Annotated in this window: 23 protein-coding genes and 1 pseudogene; 12 read left to right on the top strand and 12 right to left on the bottom strand. The window is 68.5% G+C overall.

Going from position 1 to position 25,343, the window contains the following annotated elements; all coding sequences use genetic code 11:
- The first annotated feature begins 2 nt into the window (after positions 1-2).
- The 6 genes from E6G92_03480 to E6G92_03455 are packed head-to-tail and all read left to right on the top strand — an operon-like array spanning position 3 to position 3,460.
- On the top strand, positions 3-296 hold the full coding sequence (locus E6G92_03480; GenBank protein ID TMJ18899.1) for a DNA polymerase III subunit beta: 294 nt from the start codon (positions 3-5) through the stop codon (positions 294-296).
- Positions 296-649 (top strand): DUF86 domain-containing protein, encoded by a 354-nt coding sequence (locus E6G92_03475; protein TMJ18898.1) that lies wholly within the window; start codon positions 296-298, stop codon positions 647-649. Before E6G92_03480 ends, E6G92_03475 begins: the two co-directional genes overlap by 1 nt.
- The gene (gene coaBC, locus E6G92_03470) at positions 646-1,842 is read left to right on the top strand and encodes a bifunctional phosphopantothenoylcysteine decarboxylase/phosphopantothenate--cysteine ligase CoaBC (GenBank protein TMJ18897.1); all 1,197 of its coding nucleotides are present in this window, start codon (positions 646-648) and stop codon (positions 1,840-1,842) included. Before E6G92_03475 ends, coaBC begins: the two co-directional genes overlap by 4 nt.
- Complete coding sequence (locus E6G92_03465) at positions 1,811-2,278, top strand: dUTP diphosphatase (protein ID TMJ18896.1); 468 nt, start codon at positions 1,811-1,813, stop codon at positions 2,276-2,278. The genes coaBC and E6G92_03465 overlap by 32 nt, the downstream gene beginning before the upstream one ends.
- A 2-nt stretch (positions 2,279-2,280) precedes the next feature.
- Positions 2,281-2,694: a hypothetical protein gene (locus tag E6G92_03460; protein ID TMJ18895.1), complete on the top strand. Its 414-nt coding sequence runs from the start codon at positions 2,281-2,283 to the stop codon at positions 2,692-2,694.
- A 10-nt stretch (positions 2,695-2,704) separates the two neighbouring features.
- Positions 2,705-3,460, top strand: a complete 756-nt coding sequence (locus tag E6G92_03455) for a HesA/MoeB/ThiF family protein (protein ID TMJ18894.1) — start codon at positions 2,705-2,707, stop codon at positions 3,458-3,460.
- Here the strand turns inward: E6G92_03455 and E6G92_03450 are convergent.
- From E6G92_03450 to topA, 3 genes are all read right to left on the bottom strand, one after another.
- Positions 3,457-3,768: a hypothetical protein gene (locus tag E6G92_03450; GenBank protein ID TMJ18893.1), complete on the bottom strand. Its 312-nt coding sequence runs from the start codon at positions 3,766-3,768 to the stop codon at positions 3,457-3,459. The genes E6G92_03455 and E6G92_03450 overlap by 4 nt on opposite strands.
- Before the next feature lie 255 nt (positions 3,769-4,023).
- A complete protein-coding gene (locus E6G92_03445) occupies positions 4,024-4,503 on the bottom strand; it encodes an FKBP-type peptidyl-prolyl cis-trans isomerase (protein ID TMJ18892.1) in 480 nt (159 codons plus the stop codon).
- A complete protein-coding gene (gene topA, locus E6G92_03440; protein TMJ18891.1) occupies positions 4,500-6,998 on the bottom strand; it encodes a type I DNA topoisomerase in 2,499 nt (832 codons plus the stop codon). Before topA ends, E6G92_03445 begins: the two co-directional genes overlap by 4 nt.
- Between topA and E6G92_03435 the strand changes: the two genes are divergently transcribed.
- Complete coding sequence (locus tag E6G92_03435) at positions 6,955-7,599, top strand: hypothetical protein (GenBank protein ID TMJ18890.1); 645 nt, start codon at positions 6,955-6,957, stop codon at positions 7,597-7,599. The genes topA and E6G92_03435 overlap by 44 nt on opposite strands.
- Positions 7,600-7,626: 27 nt before the next feature.
- Here the strand turns inward: E6G92_03435 and dprA are convergent, their stop codons facing one another.
- Together dprA and plsY are read right to left on the bottom strand one after the other, a co-directional pair.
- On the bottom strand, positions 7,627-8,715 hold the full coding sequence (gene dprA / locus E6G92_03430; GenBank protein ID TMJ18889.1) for a DNA-protecting protein DprA: 1,089 nt from the start codon (positions 8,713-8,715) through the stop codon (positions 7,627-7,629).
- Positions 8,716-9,336: a glycerol-3-phosphate 1-O-acyltransferase PlsY gene (gene plsY, locus E6G92_03425; protein ID TMJ18888.1), complete on the bottom strand. Its 621-nt coding sequence runs from the start codon at positions 9,334-9,336 to the stop codon at positions 8,716-8,718.
- A 237-nt stretch (positions 9,337-9,573) separates the two neighbouring features.
- Here plsY and E6G92_03420 point away from each other — a divergent pair, with 237 nt between their 5' ends.
- A complete protein-coding gene (locus tag E6G92_03420) occupies positions 9,574-10,359 on the top strand; it encodes a glutamate racemase (protein ID TMJ18887.1) in 786 nt (261 codons plus the stop codon).
- Between the two features lie 83 nt (positions 10,360-10,442).
- Entirely contained in the window at positions 10,443-11,657 is a 1,215-nt protein-coding gene (gene hemA, locus E6G92_03415; protein ID TMJ18886.1) for a 5-aminolevulinate synthase, read from the top strand.
- Positions 11,658-11,702: 45 nt separating this feature from the next.
- Here the strand turns inward: hemA and E6G92_03410 are convergent, their stop codons facing one another.
- A complete protein-coding gene (locus tag E6G92_03410; protein TMJ18885.1) occupies positions 11,703-13,337 on the bottom strand; it encodes a serine protease in 1,635 nt (544 codons plus the stop codon).
- 247 nt (positions 13,338-13,584) lie between these two features.
- On the opposite strand from E6G92_03410, the gene E6G92_03405 reads away from it, so the two are divergent.
- Entirely contained in the window at positions 13,585-15,402 is a 1,818-nt protein-coding gene (locus E6G92_03405; protein TMJ18884.1) for a hypothetical protein, read from the top strand.
- Positions 15,403-15,415: 13 nt separating this feature from the next.
- Here E6G92_03405 and E6G92_03400 read toward each other — a convergent pair.
- Positions 15,416-16,374: pseudogene (locus tag E6G92_03400) on the bottom strand (pyridoxal-phosphate dependent enzyme).
- Between the two features lie 74 nt (positions 16,375-16,448).
- On the opposite strand from E6G92_03400, the gene paaZ reads away from it, so the two are divergent.
- Together paaZ and E6G92_03390 are read left to right on the top strand one after the other, a co-directional pair.
- The gene (gene paaZ, locus E6G92_03395) at positions 16,449-18,467 is read left to right on the top strand and encodes a phenylacetic acid degradation bifunctional protein PaaZ (GenBank protein TMJ18883.1); all 2,019 of its coding nucleotides are present in this window, start codon (positions 16,449-16,451) and stop codon (positions 18,465-18,467) included.
- Positions 18,464-19,249: a glutaminyl-peptide cyclotransferase gene (locus E6G92_03390; protein ID TMJ18882.1), complete on the top strand. Its 786-nt coding sequence runs from the start codon at positions 18,464-18,466 to the stop codon at positions 19,247-19,249. Before paaZ ends, E6G92_03390 begins: the two co-directional genes overlap by 4 nt.
- 7 nt (positions 19,250-19,256) lie before the next feature.
- Here E6G92_03390 and E6G92_03385 read toward each other — a convergent pair whose 3' ends face one another.
- The 5 genes from E6G92_03385 to E6G92_03365 all read right to left on the bottom strand — a co-directional run bounded on the left by E6G92_03385 (position 19,257) and on the right by E6G92_03365 (position 25,300).
- Positions 19,257-20,072, bottom strand: a complete 816-nt coding sequence (locus E6G92_03385; protein TMJ18881.1) for a formate/nitrite transporter family protein — start codon at positions 20,070-20,072, stop codon at positions 19,257-19,259.
- Positions 20,073-20,263: 191 nt separating this feature from the next.
- Positions 20,264-20,659, bottom strand: coding sequence for a DUF559 domain-containing protein (locus E6G92_03380; protein ID TMJ20685.1), 396 nt, complete (start codon positions 20,657-20,659; stop codon positions 20,264-20,266).
- 78 nt (positions 20,660-20,737) lie between these two features.
- A complete protein-coding gene (locus E6G92_03375; protein TMJ18880.1) occupies positions 20,738-22,024 on the bottom strand; it encodes a dihydrolipoamide succinyltransferase in 1,287 nt (428 codons plus the stop codon).
- Position 22,025: 1 nt separating this feature from the next.
- A complete protein-coding gene (locus E6G92_03370; protein ID TMJ18879.1) occupies positions 22,026-24,098 on the bottom strand; it encodes a pyruvate dehydrogenase in 2,073 nt (690 codons plus the stop codon).
- Positions 24,095-25,300, bottom strand: coding sequence for an aspartate/tyrosine/aromatic aminotransferase (locus E6G92_03365; GenBank protein TMJ18878.1), 1,206 nt, complete (start codon positions 25,298-25,300; stop codon positions 24,095-24,097). The genes E6G92_03370 and E6G92_03365 overlap by 4 nt, the downstream gene beginning before the upstream one ends.
- Between the last annotated feature and the right edge of the window lie 43 nt (positions 25,301-25,343).

Raw genomic sequence — 25,343 nt, 5'->3', positions numbered from 1 at the left:
CTATGAAGCGTGACGAGGTCCTTGCGATGCTCAGGCCTCTCGAATCGGAGCTCAAGCGGCTCGGGTTTGCGAGCCTCTACCTGTTCGGGTCGGCCGCTCGCTCCGATCCGGAAGTCCGAGACGTGGATTTGCTCTACGAAGCTGAAGGAACGCTCCGCCCGGGATTCCACGAGCTGATTGATGCATCGGACCGGCTGGAGGAGGTCCTAGGCAAGCAAGTGGACCTGATCGATCGGGAATTGCTTCATGGACGCATCCGTCCGCGCGTTGAGAGGGAAATGGTCCAGGTTTACTGATGAAGGCGAGCCCGGAAGCAGATAGCCTATACCTGGATCGCATAGTCGAGCTGATCCAGCTCATTCGCGAAAGCCTTGCCGGTGTAAATGAAGGCCAATTTCTACAGGACCGGATGGCCGGGGATGCGACGGCGCTTCGCCTCGGCGCCATCGGCGAAGCCAGCCGTAGGCTTTCGGAGGATTTGCGTACCCGACATCCCGAGGTGGAGTGGCGAAAGATGTACGGACTCCGCAACATCGTTGCACACCATTACCACCAGTTGAATTACCGGATGCTCTGGCAAATTGCGACAGGTGCGCTCGATCGGCTGGAAGTCGCCTGTCGCGACGAACTTTCACGACTCGATCAATGAACGGCAAGCGCGTCCTCCTGATCGTCGGCGGCGGGATAGCGGCCTACAAGGCGTGCGAGCTGGTCCGGCTGATCCGCAAAAGCGGCGGAAGCGTGCGCTGCGTGCTGACCGCGGGCGGGGCGCAGTTCGTCACGCCCATGACGCTCGCGGCGCTTTCGGAGCAGCAGGTCCACACCAGCCTGTGGGATCTCAAGGACGAGGCCGAGATGGGCCATATCCAGCTCAGCCGCGAGGCCGATCTCGTCGTCGTCTGCCCGGCGACCGCCGATCTGCTGGCGAAGATGGCCGCGGGGATCGCCGACGATCTCGCCACCACGCTTTTGCTCGCCACGGACAAGAAGGTGCTCGCCGCGCCGGCGATGAACGTGAGGATGTGGCGGCACGAAGCGACCAGGCGCAACGTCGCCCGGCTGCGCGCCGACGGAGTCACGATCATCGAGCCTGACGAGGGCGAGATGGCCTGCGGCGAATATGGTCCGGGGCGGCTGCCCGAGCCGGACGCGATCCTGGCGGCGATCGGGGGCGCCCTGGGCATGCCGGGCCCGCTCGCCGGCCGCCACGTCATCGTCACCGCCGGGCCGACCCACGAGCCGATCGATCCGGTGCGGGTCATCGCCAACCGCTCCTCCGGCAAGCAGGGCTTCGCCATTGCCGAAGCGATCGCAGCGCTGGGCGCCAGGGTGACCCTGGTCGCCGGCCCGGTCGCGCTTCCGACGCCCCCGGGAGTCGCCCGGATCAACGTCGAAACGGCGCGGGAGATGGACGATGCCGTGCGCTCGGCCTTGCCCGCCGACGCCGCCGTGCTGGTCGCCGCGGTCGCCGACTGGCGAGTCGAGCCCGCGAAGGCCAAGCTCAAGAAGGCGGACGGCCCGCCGACCCTCGACTGGCAGGCCAATCCCGACATTCTCGGCGGGCTCGACTCGAGCCCGCAGCGGCCGCGCCTGCTGATCGGCTTCGCCGCCGAGACCGGCGACCTCGAAGCCGAGGCCGCCGCCAAGCGCGGCCGCAAGGGCTGCGACTGGATCCTCGCCAACGACGTGTCGGGAGACGTGATGGGGGGCGATTCGAACCGCATCCATTTCGTTCACGGCGAGGGCGCCGAAGATTGGGAGACGATGAGCAAGGCCGACGTCGCCCGCCGCCTGGCACAAAGGATTGCCGATGCGATCGGCGGGAGCGCCGGTGACGCCTGAAATCCGAATCGCCCTGAAGCGGCTCCCCCATGGCGAAGGGCTCCCCCTCCCCGCTTATGCGACCGCGCACGCGGCTGGAATGGACGTCGTCGCCGCCGAGGACGTGACGCTTCCCCCGGGGGGCCGGCACGCGGTGGCGACCGGCTTCGCCATCGCCATTCCGGAAGGCTATGAGGTGCAGGTCCGTCCGCGCTCGGGTTTGGCGCTGAAACATGGTATAACCTGCCTGAACACGCCCGGCACCATCGACGCCGACTATCGCGGCGAGGTGAAGGTGATCCTCGCCAATCTCGGCACCGAGACGGTGGAGATTGCACGCGGCGAGAGAATCGCGCAGCTTGTGCCGGCACTGGTGCAGCGCGCGGTCTTCGCCGAGGTCGACGTGCTGGACGATACGGCCCGCGGCGTGGGCGGATTTGGTTCGACTGGGAGGTGAACATGAAGCATTTGATTTTGGCGAGCCTGTTCGTCGCGGGCGCCGCAGCGGCCGCGCCGACCCTCGAGACGGGAAGCGGCGACTGGAGCAACGTCCCGCAGATGCATCCCCGCGGCAGCGCGACGATCGATACCGACGTCGTCACCGCCATGATCGGGCTGGTCGACAGCGGCGAATGCAACATCCCCGGGCAGCGTCCGGGCCGAATCTCGATGAGCGTCCCCTTCCTTACCAAGTTCGACGCCCAGGGCTTGGCCGAGCGTGTGGTGATCAGGCCGGTCGGCTGCACCCGCGCCGACGGCCTGCTCGCGCAAGAGGTGCGGCGCATGGTCGAAACCCGCATCTTCCGCCCCGAGGGAGGCGAGCAGGAAGGCTGGTTCCGCGGCGAGATCGCTTTCTCCTATTTCCGGGAATAGCGACCCCCGCTTGAGCCTTACCGACGCGCAGCTCGATCGCTACGCCCGCCACATCGTTCTCAGCGAGATTGGCGGCGCGGGGCAGCGGCGGCTGCTGTCGGCGACCGTCGCCGTCGTCGGCGCGGGCGGAATCGGCGCTCCGGCGATCCTCTATCTCGCGGCGGCCGGCGTCGGCAGGCTGAGGGTGGTCGACGACGATATGGTGAGCCTCGACAATCTGCAGCGGCAGGTGCTGTTCGCGAGCGGCGACGTGGGCCGGGCGAAGATAGCCGTCGCCGCGGAAGCGGTCGCGGCGCGCAACCCGGACGTGGCCTTCGACGCCCGCGGCGCCCGACTCTCCGCGGAAAACGTCGCCGATCTGCTCGACGGCGCCGACGTTGTGCTCGACGGCAGCGACAATTTCGCGACCCGCCTCGCGGTCTCCGATCATTGCACGCGTGCGCGAATCCCGCTCGTCTCGGCGGCGATCGGCCAGTTCCAGGCGCAGGTCGGCACGTTCCGCGGCTGGGAGGCCGACAAGCCCTGCTATCGCTGCTTCGTCGGCGACGCTTTCGACAACGAGGATTGCGACACCTGCTCGGAACTTGGCGTGCTCGGCGCGATGACCGGCGTCGCCGGAAGCTTCGCCGCGCTGGAGGCGATCCGCGCCGTGACGGGCTTCGGCCAGGATCCGGCGGGCAAGCTCCACGTCTTCGACGGCCTCGCGCCTTCGATGCGCACGCTCAGGATCGTGAAGGATCCGGCCTGCCGGGGCTGCGGGGGCTAGACGCCGAGCGCGCGGAGCGACTGGTCGAGGAAGCGCGCGGTCATGCCGGGCTGGGCGGCATAGGAGAAAGCCAGTCCCGCGGAGAGGCTGAAGAGCAGGAACTTCCAGCCCAGAATCCGCCCGATCAGCGATGGGCCGCGCGCATGAGGTTCGCGCTCGGAGCGGGCGGGCGCGGGCTCGCAGAGCAGGATCTCGTCGGCGGGAAGCGCCAGGATCAGCGCCTTCTCCGCGGCGAACTCCTCAGCCGAGAGGAATTGGGATTCGTGCAGGCGGGTGAGGCGCTCAAGCGCGGTCAGGCGGTCGTGCACGGCGAAATAATCGGGCGAAACCGGCGGAGACCCCGGTAGCATTTGGGCCCGCTGGGGGATCGGTGCGGGCTCGCGCTTTGGCGAAGCCTCCGCCGGCTGCTGCACGAGCCTCAGCCGGGGCGAGACCGTCTCCGGCGTTCCCTCCAGCTGGTGCCCGCGGCTGATGCTTAGCCTCCCGGTTCGCATAAGACGCTTTTACCGGCGGCACGGTAAACAGAGCCGGACCGGGCATCGTAAACGCGCCGTCAACCACGATCAGCTCGCCGGCGTGTCACCCGGCGGAGCGATGGCGATGAGGTCGATGGTGAAGAGCAGGGTCGCGCCGCCCGGAATCGGCCCGCGCCCCTCGTAGCCGTAGGCGAGGTTGTAGGGGATGGCGAACTCGTAGCGGTCGCCGACGCCCATCATCGGCACGCCCTCCTGCCAGCCGCGGATCAGGCGGTTCAGCGGGAAGGTGGCGGGCTCGTTCCGGGCGACCGAGCTGTCGAACTCGGTGCCGTCGATGAAGCGGCCGACATAGTGGATGGTGACCGTGTCGGTGACCGCGGGATGGCGGCCGGTGCCCGGGCCGCTGACCTTGCGCCAGCGGAGCCCGCTCAGCGTCCGGTGCCAGCCCGCCGCCGGATCGAGATGATTGAGATAGCGGAAATGGTAATCGGCATTGGCCGGGTTGGGCGCAGGCGCGGGCGGTTCCTGTGCCGCGAGCGCGAGCGCCAGTGCAGCGGTAACGATCATTTGGCTCCCTTTTTCTTCGCCGGCGCCTTGCGGGCCCGGCCCTTTTTCGGCGGCCGACCCTTGGCGGCGCGCTCATCGATCAATTGCGCCGCCTCCTCCAGCGTCAGCTGATCCGGCGCCAGCGACTTGGGCAGAGTGGCGTTGGTCGTTCCGTCGGTGACGTAGGGGCCGAAGCGCCCCTCCATCAGCTTGATCTCCGCCTCGGTGCGCGGATGCGGGCCGAGCAGCTTCAGCGGCTCGCGCGAGCCCGCCCGGCGCCCGCCCCCGCTCGCAGCGTCGGCAAGCCTGGCAACGGCGGCGTTCATGCCGACCTCGAACACCTCGGCGGTCGAGGCGAGCTTGGCGTATTTGCCGTCATGGGCGAGATAGGGCCCGTAGCGGCCGATGCTCGCGGTGATCGGCTTGCCGCTCTCCGGATGGTCGCCGACGGTGCGCGGGAGGGCGAGCAGGCGGAGCGCCATTTCGAAATCGGCCTCGACGTCCTTCGGCACCGAGGCGCGCTTGGCCTCCTTGCCCTCGCCGAGCTGGAAATAAGGCCCGAAGCGGCCGGAACGCAGGGTCACGTCCTGGCCGGTTTCCGGATCCTGGCCGAGCACCTGAGGCCCGGCATCCTCGCCCCCTTCCCCGGCCTGGCCGAAGCGGCGGGTGAACTTGCAGTCGGGATAGTTGGAGCAGGCGACGAAGGCCCCGAACTTGCCGCCGCGAAGGCCGAGCCGCCCCTCGCCGCAGGCCGGACAGAGCCGCGCGTCCGATCCGTCGCCCTTGTCCGGGAACAGCCAGGGGGCGAGGAAATCGTCGAGCGCGGCGGTGATCTCGGAGGGCTTCTGCTCCATCACCTCGCCGGTCTTCGGCTTGAAGTCGCGCCAGAATTCCTCGAGCACCGCCTGCCAGCCCATCCGCCCGCCGGAAACGTCGTCGAGCTCGTCCTCCAAATGGGCGGTGAAATCGTAGGAGACGTAGCGTTCGAAGAAGCGCTCGAGGAAAGCGGTCAAAAGCCGCCCGCTCTCCTCCGGGATGAAGCGGTTCTTCTCGAGCCGGACATAGTCGCGGTCCTTCAGCGTCTGAAGCGTCGCGGCATAGGTCGAGGGGCGGCCGATGCCGAGCTCCTCCATCCGCTTGACCAGGCTCGCTTCGGAATAACGCGGCGGCGGCTGGGTGAAGTGCTGCTCCGCCTCGACGCCCTTCCTGGCCGGCGAATCGCCTTCCCTGAGGCGCGGCAGGCGGCGCGAATCCTCGTCCTCCGCGTCGTCCCTGCCCTCTTCGTAAAGCGCCAGGAAGCCGGGGAAGAGCACGACCTGGCCGGTGGCGCGCAGACCATGCTGACCGGTGCCGTCGGCGAGCTCCGCGGTCGTGCGCTCCAGCCGCGCCGAGGCCATCTGGCTCGCCAGCGCGCGCTTCCAGATCAGCTCGTAGAGCCGCGCATGGTCGCCGGAGCCCGCGCGGTCGCGCGAGAAATCGGTCGGGCGGATCGCCTCGTGCGCCTCCTGGGCATTCTTGGCCTTGGTTTCGTAGTGGCGCGGCTTGTCCGGCACGTAGCCGGCGTCGTAGCGATCGGCGACGGCCTTGCGCGCCGCCGAGATCGCCTCACCCGCCATCTGCACGCCGTCGGTCCGCATGTAGGTGATCGATCCGTCCTCATAGAGCCCTTGTGCCACGCGCATCGTCTGGCTCGCCGAGAAGCCGAGCTTGCGCGCCGCCTCCTGCTGCAGGGTCGAGGTGGTGAAGGGCGGCGGCGGATTGCGGGTGAGCGGCCTGGTCTCGACCGAGACGACCGAGAAACGCCCCTCCTCCACCGCCTTCTTGGCGGCGAGCGCCGTGCCTTCGTCGCCGATCGTCAGCCGGTCTATCTTGTCGCCATTGTAGCGCACCAGCCGGGCGGCGAACTCGGTGCCGTCGGCCTCGAGCCGGGCGGTGACGCTCCAATATTCCTGCGCGCGGAACAGCTCGATCTCGCGCTCGCGGTCGACCACCAGCCTGAGCGCGACCGACTGGACCCGGCCGGCCGACTTGGCTCCCGGAAGCTTGCGCCAGAGCACCGGCGAGAGCGTGAAGCCGACCAGATAATCGAGCGCCCGGCGCGCCCGGTAGGCGTCGATCAGGTCCTCGTCGAGCGCGCGAGGGTTGGCCATCGCCTCCAGCACGGCGGATTTGGTGATCGCGTTGAACGTCACCCGCTCGACATGGGCGGGGAGCGCCTTCTTCTTCGCCAGCACCTCCTGCACGTGCCAAGAGATCGCCTCGCCCTCGCGGTCGGGGTCGGTGGCGAGGATCAGCGACTCGGCGCCCTTCGCCTCGTCGGCGATCGCCTTCAATTGCCGCGCCTTGTCGGGATAGGTTTCCCACTGCATGGCGAAGCCGTCGTCGGGATCGACCGACCCATCCTTCGGCGGAAGATCGCGGACATGGCCGTAGGAGGCCAGGACCCGATAGCCCGTGCCCAGATACTTCTCGATGGTTTTCGCCTTGGCGGGCGATTCGACGACGACGAGCTTCATGGGGTTTCTTGTTCCTTACGCGTACGCGTACGAGGATGGGAAGCGGCGGTTGAGCGCGTCAAGGCCCGTCCCCCGCCGCGCGAGGTTGGCTCTCGGCCCGCAACTGGATTATGAAGAAGGGCCGGGAGGGGAAAACATGTCCAAGGAAGCCGAGGAACGCCGCGACAGGCTCGCCGTCGACCTGGATAAGGCGATCCACGTTCTCGGCAGCGCCGGAAGGCGCAATTATCTGGCCACCTTCTCGCTCGCCCTGATCGGCAGCGGCGCCAGCGTGATGGCGGGAATCCTCGCGTTCCTGCAGGTCGATAGCGTCATTGTCGGCGTGTTGGCCTTGATTCCGGCCATGTGCGCGATCGTGGTCGGCAGGCTGAAGCTCCAGGACCGCGCCAATTGGTATTATCGCAAGAGGACGGCGCTCTTCGCCCTCTACAACGAGGTTCATTTCGAGCTGCCGGATCCGCCCACTTCGGCCGCGATCGCCGAAATCTCCCGCAAGTGGAGCGCCCTCAATCAGCAGATGGAAGGCGATTGGGGATCGCGCCTGGCGCTCACGCTTGAGGATATGAACAGGACCGCCGCGTCGGCGGCGAGAACGCCCTAGCAGCTGGAGGCTGGAGCGGGCGGCGCCTCAGGCGAGGCTCACACGGCCTCCGGCGTGGCGCTCCAGCCGGCCCGCCAGCTCGAGCTCGAGCAGAACGGTCTGGACCGTCGCGGGCGGAAGCGCCGACTGGCGGACCAGTTCGTCGATGAGGACCGGGGTCGGTCCCAGCAGGCCGGAGACGGCGCGGCGCGCGGTCTGGTCGGCGTCGGGACCGGGACCCGCGGCGGCAAAATCGCGATCGGGCTGGCGCAGCGGCCGGACACTCATCGGATTGACCGCCTCGAGCACATCCGCGGCGTTCTGAACCAGGGTCGCGCCTTCGCGGATCAGCTGGTTGCAGCCCTGCGCCCGGGGATCGAGCGGCGAGCCGGGCACGGCCATCACCTCGCGCCCCGCCTCCGCGGCGAGCCGGGCGGTGATCAGCGAGCCTGACTTGGGCGCGGCCTCGACCACCACCGTTCCGTGCGCAAGCCCGGCGATGATCCGGTTGCGGTAGGGGAAATGGCGGGCGCGCGGCTCGGTGCCGGGCGGCTGCTCGGCGAGGAGAAGGCCGCGCTCGGCGATGGCTTCCTGGCGCGCCGCGTTTTCGGGCGGATAGACGACGTCGATTCCGCCGGCGATGACCGCGACGGTGCCGCTGTCGAGCGCGCCGTCGTGCGCCGCCGAATCGATCCCGCGCGCCAGCCCCGAGACGATTACCGCGCCGGCGGCGCCGAGATCGAAAGCGAGCTGGCGGGCGAAGCGGCACGCGGCCGCCGAGGCGTTGCGCGCGCCGACCACGGCGATGGCCATCCTGTCGAGCAGCGCCGTGTCCCCCTTGGCGACGAGGGCGGGGGGCGCCGTCTCCAGCTCGGCGAGCAAGGCCGGATAACCGCCTTGGCCGAGGAAAAGGTAGCGCGCGCCCAGCCGCTCCACCCGCTCCATCTCGCGCTCGATCTCCGCTCTGGCGGCGAGCCTCGGCGCGCGCCCGCCGCCGCGCGCGGCGAGATCGGGGATCGCGTCGATCGCCGACTGCGCCGAGCCGAACCGCGCGAGCAGCTGGAAATAGGTGACGGGGCCGATATTCTCGGAGCGAATCAGGCGCAGCCGCGCGACCTGGTCGGCCGGCGCTCCCATTCAGGCGTCGGCCCTGGCGCCGACCCGCGGCTCGGTGCCCGCGGCGAGGCGCGCGATGTTCGCGCGGTGCTTCCACAGGATCAGCGCGGCGAAGCCGAGGAAGGTCAAGGCAAGGTCGAACCGGCCCGTCGCCACCGCCGAGACCGGCGCCGCGATCGCCGCGGCCATGCCGGCGAGCGACGAATAGCGGGCGAGCGCGAAGGCGGCGAGCCAGACCAGGGCGACGACCACGCCGCACGGCCAGTGCAAAGCGGCGACGATCCCCATCAGCGTCGCCACGCCCTTGCCGCCCAGGAAGCGCAGCCAGACGGGGTAGAGGTGCCCGAGGAAGGCGCCGATCGCCGCGATGGCGGGGAATTGCGGCTGATCGGGCCACAGCCAGGCGGCGGCCAGCACCGCCGCCGCTCCCTTGGCCGCGTCGAGCAGCAGGGTCGCCGCGGCGAGGCCCTTGCGGCCGGTGCGAAGCACGTTGGTCGCGCCGATATTGCCGGAGCCGATCGCGCGCACGTCGCCGAGGCCGGCGGCGCGAGTCAGCAGCAGGCCGAACGGGACCGATCCGAGCGCGTAGCCGAGAGCCAGGCAAAGCAAAGGCGGCACGTAGATTTCGGCGGTCACGAACATCCCCCCTTGGGCGCCAAGCTAGCGCAAGCCGCGGCGGGGCCGCAACAAATTGCGTCAAGGCAGTTCGCCCCTTTCGCCCGACGGCGTGAGATAATCCGCTCATCCTGAGGAGCCGTTGAGCCTGTCGAAACGGCGTCTCGAAGGACGGTCCTTCGAGACGGGCCTTCGCCAAGCTCAGTCCCTCCTCAGGATGAGCGGAGAAGTTGAAACGGATGCTTTTCCCGCTACACGGCCCCCATGGCCGGCCCCTTGCTCATTTTCGATTCAGGGGTCGGCGGGCTTTCCGTGCTTGCCGAGATCCGCAAGGCGCTCCCTTCGGCGCCGATCGTCTACGCAGCCGACAGCGCCGGCTTTCCCTACGGCACCAAGAGCCCGACACAGATCGCCGAGCGCCTGCCCGGATTGCTCGGCCGCCTCGCCGAACACTACGATCCGGCTTTGATCGTCATCGCCTGCAACACCGCCTCGACCATCGCGCTCGAAGCGGTTCGCGCGGCGCTCGACCTTCCGGTGGTCGGAACGGTGCCGGCGATCAAGCCGGCCGCCGCGCTGTCGAAGACCCGGGCGATCGGCGTGCTCGGCACCGAGGCGACGATCGTCCAGCCTTATGTCGACCGGCTGGCGGCCGAGTTCGCCGCCGACTGCGCGGTCGTCCGCCACGGATCGGCCGAGCTGGTCGAGCTGGCCGAAGCGAAGCTTCGCGGCGAAGCCGGCGATCCCTCCGCTTACGCCCGGATCCTGGGCGGCCTGCTCTCGCTGCCGGGCGGGGACAGGATCGACACGGTGGTCCTCGCCTGCACCCATTTTCCGCTCGTCCGCGAGGAGCTCCTCGCCGCCGCGCCGCGCCCGATCGCCTTCGTCGACGGCAATCGGGGAATCGCCCGCCGCGCCCGGTGGCTGGCGCGCGATTTCGCCTGCGACGGCCTTCCGGCGGGGGACGTAGCCGTGTTCACCGGCCCGGGCGGAGAGGTCTATCGCCGCGGCCTCGCCGGCTACGGGCTTGCCCGAATCGAACGGCTCTGACCGGAGCGGTTGCGGGCATTTCACGCTGGCCTTAAAGGGCCCCGATCCGCTATTGGAGGCCGGCAGAGCCGGGGAAGCGAATCTTGGACTATCAGCGTATCTTCGCGGAGGCGATCGAGCGGCTTCACGCCGAGGGCCGCTACCGCGTGTTCATCGACATCCTGCGCAACAAGGGCTCCTTCCCCAACGCCCGCTGCTTCGCCGGCCATAACGGGCCGAAGCCGATCACCGTGTGGTGCTCGAACGACTATCTCGCCATGGGCCAGCACGCCGACGTGATCGCGGCGATGGAGGAAGCGCTTCACGACGTCGGCGCGGGCTCGGGCGGCACGCGCAACATCTCCGGCAACAGCCATTATCATATCGAGCTCGAGGCCGAGCTCGCCGACCTCCACGGCAAGGAAGCCGCGCTTCTCTTCACCTCGGGCTACATCTCGAACGAGGCGACCCTGGCGACGATCGGCAAGCTGCTGCCGGGCTGCATCGTCTTTTCCGACGCCCTCAACCACGCCTCGATGATCGCCGGAATCCGCAATTCGGGCTGCGAGAAGCAGGTCTTCCGCCATAACGACCTCGCCCATCTCGAGGAGCTGCTCGCCGCCGCGCCCGCCGACGCGCCCAAGCTGATCGCGTTCGAGAGCGTCTATTCGATGGACGGCGACGTGGCGCCGATCGCCGAGATCTGCGACCTCGCCGACAAATACGAGGCGCTGACCTATCTCGACGAGGTCCATGCGGTCGGCATGTACGGCGCGCGGGGCGGCGGCATTTCCGAGCGCGAGGGCCTCGCCCACCGCCTGACGATCATCGAAGGAACGCTCGGCAAGGCGTTCGGCGTGATGGGCGGCTATATCGCGGCCGACCGCAACATCGTCGACGTCGTGCGCAGCTACGCGCCCGGCTTCATCTTCACCACCTCGCTCTCCCCGGTGCTCGTCGCCGGCGCGCTGGCGAGCGTCCGCCACCTCAAGGCGTCGAGCGCCGAGCGCGAGGCGCAGCAGGCGCGCGCCGCGCGGCTCAAGGACGTCTTCGCCGCGGCCCGCCTTCCGGTCATGCCCTCGGTGACGCACATCGTGCCGCTGCTGGTCGGCGATCCGGTCAAGACCAAGAAGATCAGCGACATCCTGCTCGCCGAATACGGCATCTACGTTCAGCCGATAAACTATCCCACGGTTCCGCGCGGGACGGAGCGGCTGCGCTTCACCCCCGGCCCCGCCCATAGCGAACAGATGATGCTCGACCTCGCCCGGGCCCTCGTCGAAATCTGGGACCGGCTGGAGATGCGCTGGGCCGCCTGAGGGCCGTCACGGCCATCGGCCGCACGACGAGGCGATGCTCGCGGCTCAGATGTACCCGCACGCCTTCATCGCGTCGACCAGCCCGGCGCCGGTGGCGAGATCGGGGCCCGCCTTGGCCTTCTTGTTGTGCGCGGTCGTGCCCTTGACGATGTCGGTGGCGGTCGCGGTCAGCACCGATCGGATCTGATCGGGCGCCAGCCCCGGCTTGATCTGCTTCATCAAGGCGACCAGCCCGGCCACCTGGGGCGCCGCCGCCGAGGTGCCGGAAAAGACGCCCCATCCGGCGCCCTTGGGCGCGGCGCCGAAATTCTCGCCGTCGAGTTCGCTGGTCGGGGGCACGGGAAGCATGATGTGCCCCGCCATCGGCGCCGTCATCGAGCGCCCGACGATGCCGCAAATGTCCGGCGCCGCCCGGCCCGGATAAAGCTTGCTGGCGAAGCTGCTGGCATAGCTCGAGGCTTCCAGGCTGCCGTCCTCGTTGACCGTCACGCCGCCGGCCGAGATCACCTTGGGGAGCGCCCCGGGGAAGGAGAAATGGCCGTTGCCGGCGGAAAAGATCACGCAGATGCCGGCATCGACCGCCTGGCCGATCACGCTTTCCAGATCGACCATCTCGGCATAGGCGATGTCGTAGGGCGCCGCCTTGAACGCGTCGCGGCTCTGCTTGTCGATGCTCCAGCCCCAGGAATTGGTGATGATCTGCGGCTTGAGCGCGATCGCCGCCTCGAGCGAGCCGGCCGCGCTGTTGCCGTGCTTTACGCCGAACACCGTGCAGCGCGGCGCCATCGCGAAGATGTTCGCCGATTCGCCGGTGCCGTGGCCGCTGGTATCGACATCGGCGGGCCCCGATCCGGCCGATTGGGTCGGCATCAGGTTGAAGCCGTTGCGGACGAAATAGGGATGCGGCCAGAATCCGGTGTCGGTCATCGCCACCTTGACGCCCTGGCCGGTCCACCCCTGGGCGTGGCAGCGCGGCGCGTTGAGCGCCAGCGCCACGTCGCCGACGCGCAGGTGATAGATCGGGACGAGCGGCGGGATCGCCAGCGTCGCGTGATATTCGATCTCCTGCGGCACGTAGGCGAAGTCGATCACGTCGGCGAGCGCCGGCGGCACCGGCAGCGCGGAGCCGCGCTTGACCATCAGCGGCTCCGGCTCCCCGACGCTCGCCTCGACCATCGAGGCGACCGAATCCGCCACGGGCGACGCGAACAGCTGCATGAAATCCTCGGGCGTGAGCTCGGCCGAAAAGCGGTTGAGCTCGGATGGAATGGTCTGGACCCCGCCGCTCGCCAGCCGGCTTTGCGCCTCGATCATGTTCGGCCTGGTCGGCTTGACGATCAGCGCCGCCGATTCCGGGGAAAGAGCGGCCAGCAGCCCCAAGGGCGTGCTGCGATCGCGGCTCTTCGGGACGAACCTGACGGTGACCGACATGATTTTTGCCTCCAATGCGCTCCGCGAAATTGCGTTCAGGGAAAGTGATGGGGCTTTTGCGGCACGTAGGCGACCGGGCTGCCCTTCGCCGATCCCACCTTGCGGCCGATGTCGCCGATCGAGGGCAGCGCGCCCTGGCTGAGGTCGATCTTGGTCTTCAGCGCCGATTCGATCTTCGCCACCGTGCCGCGAAGGTCGATCCCGCGATGGCTCGATCCGAGGACCGACAGGCCGGCGCCGGCAAGCCATTGCACCCACTGATCGATATCGTTCGCACCCGCGGATTCGAAGGCGAGCCGGACGCTGATCTCCTCATCGCCGGATTGCGGCGCGGGCGAAGGCTTCGCCGTGTTGCTCATCGCAGGCCCTATAGCACCGAACGGGGCTCCGGCCTACGAAGAGGCGAGGAGCCGGGCCGCCCGTGCCGCAAGGAGTGGCGAATCCCGTTCGATTTGCTAAACTTGGCCGACATTTCAAAGCGGGGGAATGGCGCCGGATGCACGGCCAGACAAAGTCCGGATCGATCCCGGCGCGGCTGTCGGCGATTCCCGACCGCTGGAGCGCCTGGGTTCGCCCGCTCTGGCTGCTGACCTTCGCCTTCGCCGTCCTCGCCGACGTCGCGGGCGCGGGCTACGTGCTCCACGACACCTACGAGACCAACCCGGTGTTCGAGGATCTCGGGCTCAGCGACCAGATCGAATATGACGGATCGGTCACGCTCGGAGCCCCGGTCGGCGACGAGAGCGCGCGGCAGGGCATCAAGGAGGGCAGCCGGATTCTCGCCGTCGAGGGCCGCCCGGTTCCCGCCGGCATCAGGGTGGACGCCCTCGCCGACATCATCCGCGCCGCTCCGGGGCCGGTCGTCCGCGTGCGGATCCAGTCTCCCGAGGGCCGCGTCGCGGACTATGATCTCACCCGCTCGCCGATCCACGTCCGCCAGGAGGCGGCGCGCCAGCCGATCCCGCGCGACACGCGGATGGCGATTCGATTCCTCTTCTCCGCGCTCGGCTGCGTCACCTTGCTCGCCTGCGCCGTGATGCTGTTCATCCGCCGGCCGCGCGATCCGGTGGCGATGCTGATGTCCTTCGCCTTCCTCGGCATGGCGGCGACGATCGATCCGCCGCTTTTGATGTGGATGGCAATCGGGCTGACGGCGCTGAACGACGTCCTCTCCAGCGCCTGGTGGTATCTTCTGGTGGTCGCGCTCGCAGCCTTTCCCGACGGCCGATTCATGCCCGGCTGGCTGCGCTGGATTCCGCTGGCCGCCCTGCCGCTCGCCGTGCTCGTCTCCCTGCCGGGCGTCAACGAAGGCCTGCAGATCGTGGCCGGCCTGCTCATCCCGCTGGCGCTGCTGCTCGCCATGCCGCTGCGCTACAGGCGGCTCGAGCCTGGGATCGAGCGCCAGCAGATCAAATGGGCCGCCTTCGGCTTCGCCGCCGGCCTCCTCCTGATCGGCGTGGCGATGATCCTCGTCGCGATATTGCCGCCGGACGCCTCGCCGGCCCGCTCCGCGCTCAACCTCGTCACCGTGTGCATCTTCAGCCTCGGCTTCGCTTTGATGCCGCTGGGCGTCATGATCTCGCTGATCCGCTTCCGCCTGTGGGAGGCGGACACGGTGATCAGCCGCTCCGCCGCCTACGCCATCGTCACGGTGATCGTCGGCATCGTCTGGGCGGCGAGCACGGATTTGGTCAAGGAGCTGGTCGCCCGGATGATGGGCGAGGAGAACGCCACCGTGGCGACGACGATGAGCGCGATGCTCGCCGCCGGAGTGTTCGCGCCGACCCAGAACGTCGTGCTCGGCTGGACCAGGCGCCATTTCGGCAAGGACGCCGACAAGCTTCGCGGGCTCGCCGCGCGCCTCGCCGTGTGGCGCAACACCGAGACTGCGGCGGAGATGGGGATGCGCGCGCTGGCGATCGTCGCCGAGAGCGTCCACGCCGACAGCGCCGCGATCCTCGCGCTGACCCCGACGGGCCGCGATCTGGTCGCCGCGCGCGACGTCGAGGATCCGGAAAGGCTGGAGGAACCGGGCGCGCTCGACGAGGACGACCCGCGCTTTCCCCTGAGCCTTCCGCTGGAGGATGTGGACGGGCCCGTCGGAGTCCTTCTGATCGGCCCGCGCAGCGACGGCAACCGCTACAACAAGGACGAGCGCGAGGTCCTCTCGATCGTCACCGAGCCGCTCGCCGAGGCGATCCGCTTCGCGAACCTCCGAGCCGCGCGAGAGGACGGCATGCAAAAGATGATCATCAGCGCGGTCGAGGAGCGCCTCGCCCGGCTCAGGATCGATCCCGGCCCCAAGCCCGCCTGAGCGGGCGTCCGCCCTACGGCGCCTGCCGGATATGCCTTTCGAACGTGTCGAAATCGATGTTCGAGCCGCAAACGAGGACTCCGACCTTCTTGCCCGCGAGCCGCTCGCGTAATGGCCCCAGCAGCGCCGCCGTCGCCGCCGCGGCGGCGGGCTCGACCGCAAGCTTCATCTCGCGGAACAGCAGGGCCATCGCCGCGCGCATCGAGTCGTCGTCGACCAGCACGATGTCGTCCAAATTCGCCCGGCACAGGCCGTAGCTGTAGGGCAGGGCGAAAGGCGGCGCGAGGCTGTCGGCGATCGTCTTCACCTCGGCGTGGCCGATCGGCGACCCTTGGGCGAAGCTGCGGGTCATCGTGTCCGATCCGGTCGGCTCGACTCCGAAATCGCCGCCGAGGCGCCGCCGGCCAGCCCGCCGCCGCCGATGGCGATGATCGCGGCGTCGAGATCGGGAACCTGCTCGAGCCACTCCAGCCCCAGAGTCGCCGTGCCGAGCGCGGTGTACGGCCCCTCGAACGGGTGGATGAAGGCGCGGCCCTCGCCCTTAGCGATCGCCTCGACCATCTCGAACGCGGTCTTGCCGTCGGGCGCGACGACCACCTCGGCGCCGAGCGCCCGGCACGCCTCGACCCGCGCCGGATTGGCCGAGCCCATCATCACCACCTTGGCGCTCGTCCCGGCCGCCTTCGCGGCATAAGCGGCGGCGATCGCGTGGTTGCCCGCGCTGACCGCGCAAATCCCTCGCGCCCGCTCCTCGGGCGTGAGGCGCAGGATGTTCGAAATCGCCCCGCGCGCCTTGAACGTGCCGCTCTGCTGGAACAGCTCGAGCTTGAGGTTGACCCGAGTTGCCGGCGGAAGCAGCCCCTCGATCTCCCGCCCGCGCCAGTCGTGCACGGGCGTGCGGACGACATAGGGCGCGATCATGTCGCGGGTCTCTTCGATCTCGGCCAGGGTCAGGTGCGGCGTTTCGTCCATCCGCGATCCTTAGGCCCACCCGTCATTCCAGCGAAAGCTGGAATCTCGCTCCTTTTGGAGGCAGGGAGATTCGCATGAAGACCATGAAGCTCCTCAACTACGCCGCCGACCGCTGGATCGCCGGCGACGGCTCCCTCGCCCCCGTCCACAGCGCGGTGACCGGCGAGGTGATCGCCGAGACCGGCAGCGGCGGGATCGATTTCGCCGCGATGCTCGATCATGCCCGCAAGGTCGGCGGTCCGGCTCTGCGCGCCCTCACCTTCCACCAGCGCGCCTGGCTGCTGAAGGACCTCGCCAACGCGATCATGGCCCGCAAGGAGGAATTGTACGAGCTCAGCTACGCCACCGGCGCGACCCGGACCGACGGCTGGATCGACATCGAGGGCGGCGCGGGAACGCTCTTCTCCTTCTCCTCCAAGGGCCGGCGCGAGCTGCCCAACGGCCGGGTGCTGATCGACGGCGCGATGGAGCCCCTCTCGCGCGGCGGCAGCTTCGTCGGCCAGCACGTCTACACGCCGCTGCAGGGCGTCGCCGTCCACATCAACGCGTTCAACTTCCCGGTCTGGGGAATGCTCGAGAAGCTCGGCCCCACCTTGCTCGCGGGCGTCCCCGCGATCGTCAAGCCCGCCTCCTCCACCGGCTACCTCACCGAAGCCTGCGTCCGGATCATGATCGACTCCGGCATCCTCCCCAAGGGGGCGCTGCAGCTGATCATGGGCTCCACCGGCGACCTGCTCGACCACCTGACGCTGCAGGACGTGGTCAGCTTCACCGGCTCGGCGGCGACGGCGATGAAGCTCCAGTCGCACCCGGTGATCGCCCGCGAGAGCGTCCGCTTCGTCGCCGAGCGCGACTCGTTGAACGCCTCGATTCTCGGCCCCGACGCTTCGCCCGGCACCCCGGAATTCGACCTGTTCGTCAAGGAGGTCGCGCGCGAGATGACGGTCAAGGCAGGCCAGAAATGCACCGCCATCCGCCGCGCCATGGCGCCCGCGCGGCATCTCGACGCCGTCCAGGAAGCGCTCTCCGCCCGCCTCGCCAAGGTGAAGATCGGCGACCCGCGCGACGAGGCGACGACGATGGGCGCCCTCGCCGGCCGCGAGCAATTGCTCTCCGTCCGCGAGGCGGTCGCCGAGCTGGCCAGGTCGGCCCGGGTGGTCTCGGGCGATCCCTCGCGCTCCCCCGTCGCCGGCAACGGCGCCTTCATCGAGCCGATCCTGCTGCGCTCCGACGATCCCTGGGGCAGCCCCGCGATCCACGACGTCGAGCCGTTCGGCCCGGTCTCGACGATCATGCCCTATCGCGACCTCGACGACGCCGTCGCGCTCGCCAATCGCGGCATGGGCAGCCTCGCGCTCTCCTTGTTCACCTTCGACCACAAGGTGGCCGAAGAATTCGTCCTCGGCGCCGGCGCCTATCACGGCCGGATGGTGATCCTCGACCGCACCAGCGCGAAGGAATCGACAGGCCACGGCTCCCCTCTCCCCGTCCTCGTCCACGGCGGCCCCGGCCGCGCCGGGGGCGGCGAGGAGATGGGCGGCGTTCGCGGCGTGAAGCACTACATGCAGCGCACCGCGCTCCAGGGTGGGCCGGACGTGCTGTCGGCGGTAATCGGCCAATGGCTCCCCGGCGCGGAGAAAGTGGAAGGCGACGTCCACCCTTTTCGCAAGCGCATCTCCGAGCTCGAAATCGGCTACACGCTGAAGACCGCGAGCCGCACCGTCACGCTCGAGGATATCGAGCATTTCGCCGCCTTCACCGGAGACAATTTCTACGCCCACATGGACGAGGAAGCGGCGAAAGCCTCGCCGATCTTCGGCGGCAGGGTCGCCCACGGCTATCTCATCCTCTCCTTCGCCGCGGGCCTGTTCGTCGATCCCGCCCCCGGCCCGGTCCTCGCCAATACCGGCCTCGAAACCCTGCGCTTCCTCACCCCGCTTTATCCCGGCGATTCCATGCGCGTGGAGCTCATTGTTAAGTCCACGTCCATCCGCGACGAGGAAAAGGGCGAGGTGCGCTGGGCGGTCTACGTGTTCAACCAGAAGGACGAGATTGTGGCGACCTACGAGCTGATGACGATGAACCTGCCATGATTCACGCGCTCTTCGCCCTGCTCCTCGCGTTCCAGCCGGCGGCCGCCCCGACCATTCCGGCGCCGGCCACGCCGACCGTGTACGGCTACCGGGTCGTCGCGACCTATCCGCACGATCCGCAGGCCTTCACCCAGGGCCTCGTCTACTTGGGCGGCATATTCTACGAGAGCACCGGGCTGGAAGGCCGCTCGACGATCCGCCGAGTCCGCATCGCCGACGGACATGTGCTGCAATCGGTTCCGATCCCGCCGGGCAATTTCGGCGAGGGGATCGTCGACTGGGGCGACCAGATCGTCTCGATCACCTGGCAGGGCGGGATCGGCTTCCGCTGGGACCGGCGCACGCTGCGGCAGATCGGCGAATGGCACTATCGCGGCGAAGGCTGGGGCCTCACCCGCAACGACGCCGACATCATCATGAGCGACGGCACCGCGGACCTGCGCTTCCTCGATCCGGCGACGCTATCCGAACGCCGCCGAATCACCGTCACGGTCCGCGGCCGTCCGGTCACAGCGCTCAACGAGCTCGAATGGGTGAACGGCGAAATCTGGGCCAATATCTGGCACACCGGCTACATCGCCCGAATCGATCCGGCGACGGGCAACGTCACCGGAATCGTCGATCTGCGCCCGCTCGCCGCCGAGAATGCCGGCGACGAGGACAATGTCCTCAACGGCATCGCCTACGATCCGGCCGGTGACCGCATCTTCGTCACCGGCAAGAATTGGGCCCATCTCTACGAGATCGACCTCGAGCCGAGGCCGCAGAGCGCGGTCGAATGAGCGGCGGCTAGATTTCCTCCTTCACCTGCGCGTGCGCCAGCAGTGCGAACAGCCCGGTGCCGCCGATGACGTTGCCGATGAAAGCGGGGACCAGGAATCCGCCCGCGACCCAGCCGATCCCCGCGGCCCCGGTCCACAGCAGCAGGAAGGCCTCGGCGGCGCCGGCGATGACGTGGGTGAAGCCGCACAATGCGATCGGATAGGTGAGCGCCAGGACGATCCAGAAGCCGGAATCGTCGGCGGCGGAGCGGATCCAGGCGATCGAGGCAATCAGGAAGCCGGCCGGAATTCCCTGCAGCAGCAGCGCTCCGGGACTCTTCTCGAGCAGCTTGGCCGAGACCTCGACCATCGCATGGAGCAATTCCTCGCTCTGGATGTGGCCGAAGGCGGCCAGAGCGGCGATGGCCGCCGCGCCGATCAGGTTTCCGGCGAGCACCGCCGCCCACAGCCGGGCGACTCGCCGGAAATTGGCGAAATTCGGCGCCCGCGCCAGCGGCAGCACGGCGACCATCGTATGCTCGGTGAACAATTGCATCCGGCCGAGGATGACGATCATGAAGCCGAGCACGTAGCCGAGGGCCGCCACCGCCTCGCGCCACGGCGCGTCCGGAAGCTGCCGATGAAGCGCCGCCTGCGCCCAGAGCGACGCCATGATCGCGAAGCCGGCGGCGATTCCCGACCAGAAGAGCGAGCCGACCGGCCGGTCGAGCTCGTCCTCCCCCTGCCGAGCGACCGCCGCGTGGACGATCCGGGCCTCGGGCGGGCTGCGCTCCTCCACCTCCCGCTCTTCGCGCTCGTCCAGTTCGATGGGATCGCCGGCCATGACCGCCCAAACCGAGCGGCGGCGAGACTGTTCCCGGCGCGCGTCCCCGGAATTTCCTGCGCAAAGCGGGGCGAGCGGCCGCGCGGGTCAACGCAGGCGGGGCTTCCTAACTCTCCCCTCCCTGGAAGGGAGGGGCCGGGGGTGGGTCCCGCCGAGGCACTCGGCGGCCTTCAGCAGGACCGCCGCGCGAGTCAACGCAGGCGGGGCTTCCTAACTCTCCCCTCCCTGGAAGGGAGGGGTTGGGAGTGGGTGCCGCCGAGGCACTCGGCGGCCTTCAGCAAGATCGTCTCCGCCACCCCATCGGCATTCTCATCCACTTCGCTGTTCCAGAAGCGAATGATGGTCCAGCCGTCGCGCTCAAGAAACTCCGTGCGGACCGGGTCGCTCTCGGAATCGACGTGCTGGCTCCCATCGATCTCGACGATCAGCCGCGCCCGCCGACACGCAAGATCAGCCGTATAAGGCGGGATGGAAAGCTGCCGCGTGAACTTAGGCCGGTAACGCGAGAGAAGATTCCAGATCGCCCGTTCCTGCGGCGTCGCCTCCCGCCGCAATGCGCGGGCGCGATCCGTGAGGCGCTTCTCGATGCGGCGTTTCACGATAGCAACATAGCATAGACGCGCTTCGCGCACCCACCCCTAACCCCTCCCTTTCCGGGAGGGGAATCAATCCGCCGGCCAACCCTCCAGCAGCTCGACGAAGCGTGTCAGCCAGGCGTTGGTCTGGTGACCGTCGACCACCCTGTGATCGATCGTCAGGCTGACATAAGCCATCGGCCGGATCTGGATGGTGTCGACGCCGCCCACCTCGCGAACGACGACTCGCTTCTCCAGCTTGCCGACGCCGAGGATCGCCGATTGCGGCTGGTTGATGATGATCGGCGCGGCGAACAGCGAGCCCGAGACTCCGTGGTTGGAGATGGTGAAGGTACCGCCCTTGATGTCGGCGCCGGTCAGCTTCTCCGCCCGCGCCTTCTCGATCAGCTCGTCGAGCTGGGCCGCGATGCCCTTGAGGTTGAGCTGCTGCACCTTGCGGACCACGGGAACGATCAGCCCCTTGGTTCCGAGCGCCGTACCGACGCCGATGTTGATGTCGTCGTAAAGCTCCAGCCTGTCCGAATGCCAGCGGCTGTTGATCGCCGGCGCGGCCTTCATCGCCTCCGCCGCCGCGGCGACGAGATAGGCGGTGTAGGTCAGCTTCACGCCCTTCTTCGCGAACGCCGCCTTATGCTTCTCGCGATGGGCGATGATCGCTGAGAAATCCGCCTCGAACACCGCGGTGACGTGCGGCGCCTCCGTCACCGACCGCTGCATGTTCTCGGCGATGGCGAGGCGCATGCGGTCGTGGGGGAGGAAATGGGAGCGGATGCCTGTCCCGAGCGTAGTCGAGGGATCGCCCGTGGTAGCGGGGATCACGCCCTCGACCGGCTGGCCGATCTTTGTCGCCTCCTCCACCGCGCGGTCGACGTCGGCGCGCGTGATGCGGCCATTGCGACCGGTGCCTTCGATGCGCGAGGGATCGATGTCGTGCTGAAGCACGGCGCGTTTCACCGAAGGGGACAGGCGGGTTTCCCTCGTTTCGCGTGCGCCTCCAAACCCGTTCGTCCCGAGCGAAGTCGAGGGACCCTGCCGAGCGAAGCCGAGGCCCCTGTTCTCGGCTAAGCTCGAAGGGGTGTCTCGACTTCGCTCGACACGAACGGATTCCTCTGTGCCCACCTCAGCCACCGGCGCAATCCGCCCGAGCACCGCGCCCGGCACCGCATCCTCATCCGAGTGCAGCAAGATCTCCCGAAGCACCCCGGCCGCCGGCGCCGGAACCTCCATCGCCACCTTGTCGGTCTCCAGCTCGACCAGCGGATCGTTGACCTCGACCCGGTCCCCGACCTGCTTGAGCCAGGCGCGCACGACCGCCTTGGTGCCTTCCTGCTCTTCCGGAACGACGACGTCGATCACGTCAAAACCCCACCAGCTCGTCGATTTTCGCCCGGATCGTTTCGACCGTCGGCAAGGCCCATTCCATCAGCACCGGATTATGCGGGCTCGGAATGTCGGGCATCGTCACCCGCGCGACCGGGGCGTCGAGATCGAGGAACGCCTCGTCGGCGACCACCGCGGCGATCTCCGCGCCGAAGCCGCCCGAGCGCAGATCCTCGTGGACGATCAGGCAGCGGCGAGTCCGCCGCACCGATTCCAGCACCGTTTCGCGGTCCCACGGCATCAGCGTGCGCAAATCGATCACATCGGCGGAAACGCCTTCGGCCGCCGCCTCGCAGCGCGGCACCATCGCGCCCCAGGTGACGATGGTGATCGAATCGCCCGCCTTCGTCTTCTTCGCCCGCCCGAACGGCAGCACGTAATCGTCGCCGGGCCAGGGTCGCCGCGCCCACACGTCGTCGAGCATCGCGCGGTGCTCGAAGAAGACGGTCGGATCGTTGCCGCGCAGCGCCGAGCGCAGCAGGCCAACCGCGTCCTCGGCGTTGGACGGCGCGGCCACCAGCCAGCCCGGATTGTGGACGAACTGCACCTCGTTGGTCTGGCTGTGCCAGGGATCGCCGCACTTGAAGAAGCCGATCGGGCAGCGCAGCACCATCGGCGCGGCGAAGCGGTTGTTGGTGCGCCAGCGCATCGTCCCGCAATCGTTGATCTGCTCGAGCGCGGGCTCGGCATATTTGCGGAACTGGATCTCGGGCACCGGCATCAGCCCGGCGAGCGCCATGCCCACCGCGCGGCCGACGATGCCTTCTTCCGAAAGGCTGGTGTCGAACACCCGCGCCTCGCCATATTTCTCCTGGAGCCCGAGAGTCACCGCGTGGACTCCGCCCTTGGGCCCGATATCCTCGCCGAACAAAAGCAGGCGCGGGTTCAGCTCCAATTCCTGGTCCAGCACCTTGCGGATCGCGGTGACCATGTTGATCCGCTGGCCCTGCGGCCGCGGCGCCTCGGTCGAATCCGGCGCTGCATAGCCCTTGGTCCACTGCCCGCCCTGAAGCTGCATCTCCCCGTCGTAGAAGACATGGGACGTGACGGTCTCCGGCTCGGCCACGGGGCGCGCATCGGCCTCGGCCAGTGCTTCGGCCACCGCAGCGCGGGCTTCGCGCCCGGTCTCCTCCCAGATATCCTCGCCGACCAGGGCGCGAAGCCTGGGCAGCGGGTCGCGCGCCCATTCGGATTTGACGAACGCCTCGTCCTTATAGGCCTGGGTGTCCTGGAAGCTGTGCCCCTGGAGCCGAGGCACGGTGAGCCGAAGCAGCGCAGGCCCCTTCCCTCCCCGCACATGCGCCATCGCCTCGCCGATCAGCCGCGCGGCTTCTTGCGGTTCGGTGCCGTCGCCGGAGAGGACGTGAAGCCCGGTGAAGCTTTCGAGGTTCTTCGCGATGTCCCCCCCCGGCGTCTGGAAGCGCGAGGGCACCGAGATTCCGTATTGATTGTCCTCGACGTAGAACAGCATCGGCAGCTTCTGCGTGGTGGCGATCGTCAGCGCCGACCAGAAGCCGTTGGTCGCGACGCTCGCGTCGCCGCCGAGCACCACGCCCATCGCGCCCTCGTAGGACGGATCGCCGAGCACGTCGCGATAGTAAGTGATCGCCTGCGCCCAGCCGGCGGTCGGCGTATATTGCGCGCCGACTCCGCCGCACATCGGCAGCGCGGGGGCGCCGTTCGGATTGGGGTAGTTGAACACCGCGCCGATGTCGCGCCCGTCCGAATAGCCGCCGGCCCGCGCCATGCCGGAACCCAGCGCATCGGCCGGGTCGACGCCGAGCGCGAGCAGCAAAGGACGCGAGCGATAATAGCCGCAGGCGGCGTCGTGGCGGTGGGTGAGCTTGAGGCCCAGCATGACCTGCGCCATGTCGTGGCCGCGCGCGCTGAACTGATAGCGAAGCTTGCCGCCGGGAACGAGCTCCTCCTCCTCGATCCGGTCCATCTCGCGGCTGACCTGGACATGATAGGCGACGTCGCGCCAGCTCAAGTCCTCCTCTCCGGCGTCGGCCTTGAACCCGGCCTTTTTTGGCTCGCGAAGGTCGGTCATGCGAGCGCCTCCACCACAGCGGCGGCGAAGCGGTCGACATTGTCGTCCGAGAGCCCGACCACGTTGAACCGGCCCGACGGCGCCATGTAGATGCCGTGCTCGCGCCTCAGGTCGAGCACCTGCTCGCCGCTGAGCGGAAGCATCGAGAACATGCCCTTCTGCCCCTCGATATAGGCAAGCCGCGGATCGGACGCGGCGAGGCGGGCGCGAAGCTCGCGAATGCGGCTACCCATATTATCGACTTCCGAAACCCACAGCGCCCGCAGCTCGGCATCGTCGAGGATGATCCGCGCCACCGCGGCGGGATGGTCCGGCGGCATCGACCAGGAGGTGCGCGCGAGCCCCATCAAATTGCCGAACGCCACCTCGGCCGCCTTCGCGCTCGATCCCTTGACGAAGAGGTTTCCGAGCCGGTCGCGATAGCAGGAGAAATTCTTGTCGCAGCTCTGCGCGACCAAAGCCTGCTCCGCCGCCTCGACCACCAGCCGCGTGCCGCCCGCGTCGGCCTCGATCCCGTCCCCGAAGCCCTGATAGGCGATGTCCACGAACGGCACGAGCCCGCGCCGCGCGATCAGCTCCGCGACCGCTTTCCACTGGTCGAGGTCGAGGTCCGCGCCGGTGGGATTGTGGCAGCAGCCGTGGAGCAGCACGAGGTCGCCCCGTTCCGCGCCCTCCAGCGCGTCCATCATCGCGTCGAAGTGAATGCCGGCGCGGCCCTTGGTGTAATAGGAATAGGGCACCATTTCGACGCCCGCCGAGGCGATCAAGGGCTGGTGGTTGGGCCAGGTCGGCTCGCCGACGAAGATCCGAGCGCCCGGGCTCGCTTTGGCGATCAGCTCCGCCCCGAGCCTCAGCGCGCCGCATCCGCCCGGAGTCTGCAGGCCGATAATGCGGTCATCCGCCGCGAGGCTGTCGCCGAACACGATCGGCTTGATCAGGTCGGTGAAGCGCGCGTCGCCCTGGCTGCCGATATAGGCCTTGGTGCCTTGGGTCTCCCACAGGATCTTCTCGGCCGCCTTGACGCACTTCAGGATCGGCGTGCCGCCGGCGGCGTCGCGATAGACGCCGACTCCGACGTCGATCTTGGTCTGCCGCGGATCGGCCTCGGCCAGGGCGATCAGGGCGATCAGCGAATCCGCCGGCTGCGCCTCGAGCCGGTCCAGCAGCAAAGGCTTGTCGCTCAAGATGAACCCCTGTTCCATGTGCAGCGCCTGTCTTGGAGATTTGCTCTATTCCTAGTCGAAC

This window comes from Alphaproteobacteria bacterium (genome assembly GCA_005883305.1).
GTDB lineage: Bacteria > Pseudomonadota > Alphaproteobacteria > Sphingomonadales > Sphingomonadaceae > Allosphingosinicella.
The sequence above is the reverse complement of the archived record's forward strand: the minus strand, read 5'-3'. Positions and strand labels throughout refer to the sequence as shown.